This window comes from Paenibacillus sp. AGC31, from assembly GCF_057334655.1.
In genome coordinates this window covers 60,092-69,380 of record NZ_JBHFJH010000006.1, presented here as the reverse complement: position 1 = coordinate 69,380, position 9,289 = coordinate 60,092, and the positions used below count along the sequence as shown (strand labels likewise).

The 9,289-nt window shown below is 46.1% G+C and carries 10 protein-coding genes and 2 rRNA genes; 11 read left to right on the top strand and 1 reads right to left on the bottom strand.

Annotated elements, in window-relative coordinates; genetic code table 11:
• From ACE04G_RS05345 to ACE04G_RS05335, 3 genes are all read left to right on the top strand, one after another.
• A 23S ribosomal RNA gene (locus tag ACE04G_RS05345) occupies positions 1-274 on the top strand; the annotation flags it as partial.
• 75 nt (positions 275-349) lie between these two features.
• Positions 350-466 (top strand): 5S ribosomal RNA (rrf, locus tag ACE04G_RS05340).
• 212 nt (positions 467-678) lie between these two features.
• Positions 679-1,119 carry a hypothetical protein gene (locus ACE04G_RS05335; protein ID WP_221825878.1) on the top strand — a complete coding sequence of 147 codons (441 nt, stop codon included), beginning with the start codon at positions 679-681 and terminating at the stop codon, positions 1,117-1,119.
• Positions 1,120-1,664: 545 nt separating this feature from the next.
• On the opposite strand, the gene ACE04G_RS05330 is transcribed toward ACE04G_RS05335, so the two are convergent.
• On the bottom strand, positions 1,665-2,189 hold the full coding sequence (locus tag ACE04G_RS05330) for a hypothetical protein (protein WP_076216777.1): 525 nt from the start codon (positions 2,187-2,189) through the stop codon (positions 1,665-1,667).
• 493 nt (positions 2,190-2,682) lie between these two features.
• Between ACE04G_RS05330 and ACE04G_RS05325 the strand changes: the two genes are divergently transcribed.
• The 8 genes from ACE04G_RS05325 (at position 2,683) to holB (ending at position 9,226) form a co-directional block, all read left to right on the top strand.
• Complete coding sequence (locus tag ACE04G_RS05325; RefSeq protein WP_017691396.1) at positions 2,683-2,868, top strand: sigma factor G inhibitor Gin; 186 nt, start codon at positions 2,683-2,685, stop codon at positions 2,866-2,868.
• 258 nt (positions 2,869-3,126) lie between these two features.
• A complete protein-coding gene (locus ACE04G_RS05320; RefSeq protein WP_449004816.1) occupies positions 3,127-4,953 on the top strand; it encodes an aminotransferase class I/II-fold pyridoxal phosphate-dependent enzyme in 1,827 nt (608 codons plus the stop codon).
• A 44-nt stretch (positions 4,954-4,997) separates the two neighbouring features.
• Complete coding sequence (locus tag ACE04G_RS05315; RefSeq protein WP_339306344.1) at positions 4,998-5,540, top strand: CidA/LrgA family protein; 543 nt, start codon at positions 4,998-5,000, stop codon at positions 5,538-5,540.
• On the top strand, positions 5,510-6,202 hold the full coding sequence (locus ACE04G_RS05310) for an LrgB family protein (protein WP_221825863.1): 693 nt from the start codon (positions 5,510-5,512) through the stop codon (positions 6,200-6,202). Before ACE04G_RS05315 ends, ACE04G_RS05310 begins: the two co-directional genes overlap by 31 nt.
• A 217-nt stretch (positions 6,203-6,419) precedes the next feature.
• Positions 6,420-7,067, top strand: coding sequence for a dTMP kinase (tmk, locus tag ACE04G_RS05305; protein WP_221825861.1), 648 nt, complete (start codon positions 6,420-6,422; stop codon positions 7,065-7,067).
• Between the two features lie 61 nt (positions 7,068-7,128).
• A complete protein-coding gene (locus ACE04G_RS05300) occupies positions 7,129-7,458 on the top strand; it encodes a cyclic-di-AMP receptor (protein WP_017691391.1) in 330 nt (109 codons plus the stop codon).
• A gap of 343 nt (positions 7,459-7,801) precedes the next feature.
• The gene (locus ACE04G_RS05295) at positions 7,802-8,245 is read left to right on the top strand and encodes a YaaR family protein (protein WP_076216772.1); all 444 of its coding nucleotides are present in this window, start codon (positions 7,802-7,804) and stop codon (positions 8,243-8,245) included.
• Between the two features lie 9 nt (positions 8,246-8,254).
• Positions 8,255-9,226: a DNA polymerase III subunit delta' gene (holB, locus tag ACE04G_RS05290; RefSeq protein ID WP_221825859.1), complete on the top strand. Its 972-nt coding sequence runs from the start codon at positions 8,255-8,257 to the stop codon at positions 9,224-9,226.
• Positions 9,227-9,289: the final 63 nt, after the last annotated feature.

Here is a 9,289-nt window from a genome sequence, read left to right as displayed (position 1 = left end):
GTCGTGGGCGTAGGAAATTTGAGAGGAGCTGTCCTTAGTACGAGAGGACCGGGATGGACGTACCGCTGGTGTACCAGTTGTTCCGCCAGGAGCACCGCTGGGTAGCTATGTACGGACGGGATAAACGCTGAAAGCATCTAAGCGTGAAGCCCCCCTCAAGATGAGATTTCCCAGTATGTAAGACCCCTTGAAGACGACGAGGTAGATAGGCTGGGGGTGGAAGTGCAGCAATGCATGGAGCTGACCAGTACTAATCGGTCGAGGGCTTATCCAATAGCAAGTTGTAAATCGCATGTTTCGTTTCGAATCTAGTTTTCAGAGAACAACACTCTGAAATGTAAGCTACGCGTTTGGTGGCGATGGCGGAGGGGTTCCACACGTACCCATCCCGAACACGACCGTTAAGCCCTCTAGCGCCGATGGTACTTGGACCGCAGGGTCCTGGGAGAGTAGGACGCCGCCAAGCAAAGAACCACTGCCGATGTTATTCGGTGGTGGTTTTTATTTGTTTATAAGGATTAAATATGATAATCGGAAGCTCTGACATGATCGATACTGGAAGGTAACATTTTTGTTACGGATAACAGCGGCAAAACCAGTATAATAGGACTATGTTAAATATGCTAAAAGTACCTGACCACAGAGCTGGAATGTGCAGCTGTGAAAAGGAGGGTGTGTGTGTTAAGTTGGCGGAGACTTGGATTACAATCATTTCTGTTGCTTTGTTTGACCGTTGTTCTGGCAGGATGCGGTGAAGCTTCAGGATCTGTATGGACTTCATATGAAGGTGCGGTGAACGAGAAGAGTTTTCCGGTACCTAAAGTAGCGAATAAATCTGACCAGTCTGAAAATAATTCGGATATGGATTATGTTCGGTATACGCTGTCTGGTATTAGTGAAAGTACTAGCTTGCCTGAGGTATATCTAGACGAGATTAAAAGCTGGGGTTGGACAGAGAGGCAAGCCAAGGGTACATCCAATGAATCCAGTACCTTGCGTGTATTTGCAAAGGAAGGACATACTGTGCATTTAGCAGTACATGATGGTTCCTTTACACTAATGGTTCCTAGAAATGATGCTACTCAAGCGACAGTTAAATCATTGGCTGAAGACGATTGAGCTGTTGCGGGTAAGGTTGTATATGATTAATTAACGTTGTGATGTTCCTTATAATATAGTAAAGCTCCCGTGTACTTGATCGGGGGCTTTTTGTTATTTAGCGAAGTAGGCTTTAGTAATGATGGGAGAACCTATGACGTATGGTGGATCAGAGGTCATAAAGGTACAGAAGGAATGAAGTAATGAACGCTGATGGAAAGCAGCTAGAAGACAGATAGAGCTCAGAGTGAGCAACAGATCGGTCAAAGGTGTAAGATCTGCGAGATATCTGGAGTTATGAGGATATGGAACGCTGGAGGAAAAGAGGAGAAGAATGGAGCCGCGAGTGGGGATAACTCATTTTACTATACCCATACTGTGGATAAGGGATAAGAAGGGACGACAAATAAAGGTTATCCACAGTGGATAACCTTTATTTGAGCATATAAGGCTGAGTCAACTGAACGATACAAGATCATGTTTTTGCATCAGATTATCCGTTGGGCTCAGCGGTTATGTATTGCAGGTTAATGAAGTACATTTAGTATTGCATAAAAGAGGGGGTGTTATTGCAGATAGTATGAGACATCTTGTTCATTCAATTTGATGAGTCCATCTTTGCGCTCACGCGAGAGTACCATTACAACATACAAGCGAGGACCCAGCAACCACAAATGCCAGAAGATCAGCGAGAGGGTGAAGGACAATGGGGACCATATCAAACATACTGTAATGATACATAGTCCAATCCAGCTCATATTAAGGTGTACCCGGACAAACATACGGAAGCTAAAATGCTGATCAGGGATATAACCTAACCAGGGCATACGCAGATTCCAGCGCCAGCGCTTGGCGTAAGAGGTACGGACCAGCAGTAATATCGTTCTGGCGATGACATAATGAATCCAGATGGTGATTGGACCTGCCAGTACAAAAAAGAAGAGGCCAGTCCAGGAGAAGGCGAGTAGATTGAATAAGAGCATGATGACCGGCAGACACAGATAGCTGTAAATGACACTGCGGGCGATAGCCTTTTTTTTCAGAAGCCGGTATTGATAAAATGTTGCTTTATTCTCCGGTTCGGCGATCATACGATTATATATCCTCCTTCGGATTCACGTTTGTGTGGGTATTCGTTTTCTTACACGAGTAAAAGGAAATGAATCATGCATGTATGTATATATGAACCTTGTATCTCACGCCATGACAATTGTACAAGTTATTGAGATTCGACGGAACTTATCTCAGTATACTCCCGAATACACGGACTGTCAGGCTTTGATATCGTTATCATGTATTATATATCGGCTGAGATTCCAAGTTTTTTTAAGGAAATTGAATATAAGTTTGATTCAGACCAAGGGATACGTGATGTTGAGGTAAATGCAATGGAATATAGGATAACTGTATATACATAAGCAGGAGATATTCTTGTAGGGAGAATGAACGTATTTTTCGGTACAGACACCCAAGAGGTGGTGGGCGAATATATATATTTTATAGAAAGAAAGAACTATGAAAATGTTTAAAATAATAGAAACTGTGCAATACTGATAGTAAACGTAAAACAAGGTGGGATGGTTCATGGAAGAACATGCCGAACACACATGTATTATCTGCGAGCAAAGAAAAAGAGAAGGCATTTTTATTGTATCTGAATTCATATGTGACACTTGTGAAGCAGAAATGGTTCATACCGACGCGCAGGATGCCAAGTACAATTATTTTATTCATCAGATGAAACAGATTTGGGTACAAAAGAACGCATAATAAATGTTGCTAATAGAAGTAGAAGCGAAACATCACATTGTTAACGATGCTGATGTGTATAGAGGCCCGATGGGCCTTTTTCTGTTTGTATGAGGAGAGATTGTCTTGTATGCCATCTTGGGAAGGCGTATGCTGATATAATGGTATAGATCATTTGCAGTAGAGCGTGTGAAGATAGGGAAGAAGGGCGTTCCTTGGATTAGAAAGCATTTTGGAACGCATAGGACGCACATAATATATGTACAGGATGGTTATTTCATGGATCATAAAAATAAATCTAGTAGAGCCCCTTTATATGAAGCGTTGCTTGCGTATCGTGATTCGAAGCAGCGTTCTTTTCATGTGCCTGGGCATAAGAATGGACAAGCTTACCGACATTTGCTGGAACAAGCAGAAGCAGGGCAATTTCCCTCTAAATATATCGTCAATGAGGAACATCAACACAACGCAGAGATTCAGAGCAATGCAGGGGGGAACGTTAACCGAAGGATAGAACAATTCAGTTCGATGGATGAACATGGGACTGATCTGGAGAGCGGGAAACGTTTTGATGGCGAAGGGAATCTGTCGGAAATAGGATTGGTGCCGGATCGTTCATTTCTGGAGATGATGGAGATGGATGTTACGGAGATTACGGGCACCGACGATTTGCATCATCCAGAAGGTGTGATCAAGGAAGCACAGGAGCTTGCGGCAGATTGTTTTGGTGCTGAGGAGAGTTTCTTCCTTGTAGGAGGCAGTACGGCAGGTAACCTGTCTCTATTACTAACTGTGTGTGATGAGCCGAACAGTATTGTGCTGGTGCAACGGAATGTGCACAAATCCGTTATTCACGGGTTAATGCTGGCAGGCGCAAGAGCCGTATTTCTGGAGCCGTGGGTCGATCCAGCGTCTGGACTTGCAGTCATGCCGTCGGTGGAGACGGTGCAGGCTGCTGTCCAGGCCTATCCTGAGGCAAAGGGTGTGTTAGTCACTTTGCCCAATTATTACGGCATGGGCGCTGATCTGACGCCCATAGCCGAGGTATGCCACGCCGCTGGCATGCCATTGCTCGTGGATGAAGCGCATGGCGCACATTATGGGCAGCATCCGGAGCTGCCTGTCTCTGCACTGTCATGCGGAGCAGACGGTGTCGTGCAGTCGACGCATAAGATGCTGACGGCTTTCACCATGGGTGCCATGCTGCACATTCAGGGATCACGGTTAAACCGGTCCCTGTTAAGGCAGCGCCTGGCCATGGTGCAAAGCTCAAGCCCATCATACCCGGTGATGGCTTCGCTTGATCTGGCGCGCCGCCTGCTGCACGTGCAGGGCGCGAACACCCTCACGGCGGGACTCGCCGCTGTGAATGCCTTTAAGCGCGGCCTCGCGGAGCTGCCGCGCTTCCAGTTGCTGCAGCCTGCACAGCCGCTGCAGCCAGAACCGCCAGCCGGAACAGCGAAGCCGGCTGGCATGTCCGTGTCCGCTGCGCAGCAGACACGGGAGGACCTGACCGCGGCGGAGCTGCCAGCTGCCGCGGGGTATACCGCTCAGGACCCATTCAAGGCCGTCATCTATGACGGCACAGGGGTGCTGAGCGGTTATGGGCTACAGCAGCAGCTGGAAGCATGCGGCTGTGTGCCCGAGATGAGCGACGAACGGTACGTCGTCTTGCTCTTCAGCCTGGGCTCAACGGTGCAAGATGCTCAGCACCTGTTGCAGGCTTTACACCATATCAGCTCTGCCAATGGGCATGAGCAGGTTCAATCTAATGCAGAGTCATCGCAACAGCTTGCGAAAGACTCGGCCCATTATATTTCCACGTGGAACAATTTACAAGAAAACACTCACTACTCGGAACCAATCTCCTTTACACTGCAACCGATTGTGGAGACGGATACGATCAATGTCCTGATAGAAGAAAGCGCGGGTTGTCGATCAGCCGAGATGGTTATTCCATACCCTCCAGGGATTCCGCTTGTATATCCGGGTGAGCGTATTAGTCCATCGATGGTGGCACGTATACAACTCCTGCGGGATGAAGGAGCAAAGTTTCATGGAGTATCCGATGTATCTCTACAGTCATTGAAGGTCATGAAGGATTGAAGGACAGATAAAAACTGAATTGCATTCACCAATAGGTAGGCAATATGACCAATACGGATAGCGATACCGGACCCTACACATGTGAGGGTCTCTTGGTCATTAATTTACTTGCTAGTTCAACCACCTATAAAGATAGACATAAGAAAGAAGGGAACACTTTGGGTATTCCGCTAAAAAAATATACAGGAATAGTCCTGCAAGTTTTGTTGATGTACGGTTTTTACTGGATTGGAAACTTGATTCAAGCTGTATTACATCTGCCGTTAACAGGCAGTATTGTGGGCATGCTGGTATTGTTTATCACCATTCAACTGGGATGGATCAAAATGAGCTGGGGAGAAGAAGGGTCGACGTGGCTTCAATCTCATCTGCAATTGTTGTTCATCCCGCCAACTGTGGGCATTATTAATCATTTTGATTTTTTTCGAGCTAACACATTATTATTGGTTCTGGGGTTGATCGTTAGCACATTAATCACATGTCTGATATCTGCCAAATTAAGTGAGTGGCTTATGACATGGAGATCGTCTCATTCAGGCAAAAAGGAGGCGATTACTTGTCAACATTCATCCTCGGAATTGGAATGATCGCGCTAACCATCGCTGTATATATTCCAGCCACTCGTCTATATAAAAGGTTAAAATGGCCGATACTGATGCCTGTACTCACAACGACTGCCATACTGATCCTGATTTTGGTGATCTCCAATATAAAGCTGGATACATACATGCTGGGTGGCAAATGGATACAGGAGCTCTTGGGTCCAGCAGTTGTATCTCTCGCTTTTCCCTTGTCCAGACATCTGAATGTGCTGAAGCAAAATGTCATTCCCATTGTGGGTGGAACAATCGGAGGCAGTATTACAGGTGTTTCCACAGGTGCTTTAATCGCCATTCTGCTTGGCTATCCTCAAGAGATGGTCATCGCTTTATTGCCAAAATCAGTGACAACTCCTGTCGCTATTCAACTCGCTAATCAGGTTGGAGGGAATGCCTCATTTACATCGCTGTTTGTGATGATTGCAGGATTCTCAGGGATATTATTGGGGCCGATGCTCTTGAAATGGGCCAAAGTCCGCAGTAAACATGCCTATGGAATTGGACTGGGTTCAGCATCTCATGCCCTCGGCATGGCAAGGTCTTTTGAATATGGAGAGAATGCGGTAGCCCTCAGTTCAGTTTCCATGATTGTCAGTGCCATTGCCGGATCAATTATGCTTCCATTATGGGTGTGGATTATCTACGGTTGAACGCTTTACTTTGTTGTTCATGTTGGAGTAACTGCTGACCTATAGTATGATAGAAAGAAACAAGCTTGTATGATCTTGGTGTTATTAATACGTACCGATATAGCTGTAGCTATACACCTCTGGGCAGGGGATATCATATCTTGTAGCAAGAGGGTCTAAGCATATTTCATTACAGCAGCAATAGATGCAATTATCGACATAGAAAGCAGGGAAGCATATGCAGGGCAGAGGTAAATTCATTACGCTGGAAGGGGGAGAGGGTTCCGGTAAAACAACGATGATCGGTAGAATAGGTTCTTATTTTGAAGAACGGGGTATACCTTACGTAGTTACGCGAGAGCCTGGCGGAATTGAGATTGCGGAGAAAATACGTTCAATTATACTGGACCCTCTTCATACGGCAATGGATGCTCGAACCGAAGCGCTATTGTATGCAGCTGCACGCAGCCAGCATCTGGCGGAGAAAGTAGAGCCTGCGCTGAGAGCTGGAAAAGCAGTCATCTGTGACCGATTTGTCGATAGCAGTCTGGTCTATCAAGGCTACGCCCGTGGACTCGGGATAGAGAATGTATGGGCCATTAATCGCTTTGCGATTGGTGATCTCATGCCGGATGTGACCTTATATTTGGACATTGAGCCTGAAGTGGGGCTTGGCCGGATCGATGCTCATGATGGCAGGGAAGTGAACCGTCTGGATCTGGAAAATCTGGAGTTTCATCGTAAAGTCCGAGAGGGTTACTTCCTATTAAAAGAGCAGTTCCCAGAACGGATCAGGGTTATCGATGCTTCCATGAAGCAGGAGGATGTCTTGGCAGCAATGATTTTGTCGCTGGAAACAGGAATTTTGAAGGATTTTGACGAGTAATTGTCTAATATGTAGACAGGGCATTTGATAAAGGTGCTTATTCTAAAGGAGGTTATGCAGGATGAAACTGATTGTTGCGATTATACAGGATAAAGACAGCAACCGATTATCCAGCGCATTGGTCAAAGCAAACTTTCGGGCAACGAAGCTTGCCAGTACGGGTGGATTTTTGAAGGCAGGCAACACGACGTTTATGATCGGTGTCGATGATGGTCAAGTCGAATCCGTAATGAACGTCATTCGCAGCAGCTGTAAGGTTCGTGAACAGCTCGTGACTCCGGTCACACCGATGAGTGGAACAACCGACTCTTACCTGCCGCTACCTGTTGAAGTTCAAGTAGGCGGAGCTACTGTATTTGTTCTCCCGGTAGATCGCTTCGAACATTTCTAATTCAAACTATTGCATGGATCCCATGAGGGTCCTTCATGATCGATAGCATGTAGGAAACGATGGATGCAAGAAGAATTAACAGAGTTCGTGCGTGCCACTTACGGAACGCCTTTCTTGATGAGAAGAATCAGCATACTCTTTCCGGATGAGCATTTCCCAGCTGGGGAATGGCTCATTTCGGGAAGAGGTTGAATACAAAGAACAAGTCCTTGATGGTGATGTGTATCTACCATTATATATAGAGTGTGATCAGCATATATAAAAGCCTCATTCTCACGCACAGGCGCAACGCGCACTGTGCTGATGGGCGATTGGCTAACTATGATAGAAAGCGGGCGTATCCATGAAAATCAATCCTGGATTCAGACCGATTCAGAGCGGGATCAGTACTACTGATTCAGGTTCCAAACCGGTTCAATCCAAAAATTTCTCTGATATGATGAATCACCAGGGGGAACGGGCCTCACAAGCTGAACTGAATCGCCGGTTTAGTGAAATCCAGCTTCAGGGCGATCGCTTGGCACGTTCCATGACGATTCGTGAACTGAAGGCGTATAAGCAACTTGTTAAAAGGTTCCTGGAAGAGACCGTTCGTCGCGGTGTATCCATGAAAGAGACAAGGGGTTGGGATCGTCGTGGCAGAGGCAAGCGGTATAAGCTGATTGATGAAATTGACTCCGCTCTGTTATCCATGGCTGATGAATTGCTGGATACAGAAGAAGGAAAAATCTCTCTATTACAACAAGTAGGCGAAATTCGGGGGATGCTTATTAATTTAAGCTTCTGAGGAGGAAGTATGTCCTTTCAACAGATTATGGGTCAACAAGCGGCCAAGCAAATGTTACAAAGCAGTTTAAGACGTCATGCAATAAGCCATGCGTATTTGTTTAGCGGTCCAGCTGGTAGCGGGCAACGGAAGACGGCAATTACCTTTGCCAAGGCAATATTCTGTACAGAGCTTGAAGATGACGCTTGTGGGCAGTGTCTTGAATGTCGTAAGGTGGATCATGGTAACCATCCGGATCTAACCATGCTTGCGCCAGATGGAAACAACATTAAAATAGATCAAATACGGGATCTGCAGCGTATCTTTTCATACCGATCAGAGGCAGGTCATCCCAAAGTATATATTATAGAACAAGCCGAGAAAATGACGGTGCAGGCAGCAAACAGTTTGCTCAAATTTCTGGAGGAACCGCAGGTACCAGCAGTCGGCATCCTGATTACGGATAATGGACAGGCCATGTTGCCAACGATCCGCTCACGCTCCCAATTGGTGCCGTTCAGTGCACTGAATCCGGAAGATATGCTGCAATCTCTGATCGAGGAAGGGCACCCTGCCAATCTGGCCCGCTCTGCCGTCCATTTAGCGTCAGGATTGGAAGCATGTAGAGAAATTCTCCAGCAGAATTGGTTTGCAGAAATTAGAAACGTAATGTTACAATTAGGGAAGGAGTCCCTGGGTAGAGGAAGCACATCATTGATCTCTGCACAGCAGAAGCTTTTTAAAACCGGACTCTCTGAACATCTGGACATGTTGCTTAGTTTGTTCCATCTATGGTTTAGGGACATGCTGTATGTTCAGTACGATAGGCATGAACATATCGTTTTTATAGATCAGTTAGACATGTTATCTCAGTTGGCACATACCCGCAGCACAGAGCAGTGGGTCTCCTATATGGATATGGCCGCAGGATGCAGAAAAAAATTGCGTTTCAACGTCAATGGCCAGCTTTGTCTGGAGCAATTTTTGATCGGTTTGGCATAAGACTGGGAGAGGGCAGAGTTAGCTCCAATCATATGCAAACGGTTATAACTTCGGCCGGTTCCC

Excerpts from the sequence above, each read along its gene's own strand:
- holB (WP_221825859.1), top strand. The coding sequence starts at position 8,255 with ATGTCCTTTCAACAGATTATGGGTCAACAAGCGGCCAAGCAAATGTTA.
- ACE04G_RS05295 (WP_076216772.1), top strand. The coding sequence starts at position 7,802 with ATGAAAATCAATCCTGGATTCAGACCGATTCAGAGCGGGATCAGTACT.
- ACE04G_RS05315 (WP_339306344.1), top strand. The coding sequence starts at position 4,998 with ATGACCAATACGGATAGCGATACCGGACCCTACACATGTGAGGGTCTC.
- ACE04G_RS05300 (WP_017691391.1), top strand. The coding sequence starts at position 7,129 with ATGAAACTGATTGTTGCGATTATACAGGATAAAGACAGCAACCGATTA.
- ACE04G_RS05325 (WP_017691396.1), top strand. The coding sequence starts at position 2,683 with ATGGAAGAACATGCCGAACACACATGTATTATCTGCGAGCAAAGAAAA.
- tmk (WP_221825861.1), top strand. The coding sequence starts at position 6,420 with ATGCAGGGCAGAGGTAAATTCATTACGCTGGAAGGGGGAGAGGGTTCC.
- ACE04G_RS05330 (WP_076216777.1), bottom strand. The coding sequence starts at position 2,189 with ATGATCGCCGAACCGGAGAATAAAGCAACATTTTATCAATACCGGCTT.
- ACE04G_RS05320 (WP_449004816.1), top strand. The coding sequence starts at position 3,127 with ATGGATCATAAAAATAAATCTAGTAGAGCCCCTTTATATGAAGCGTTG.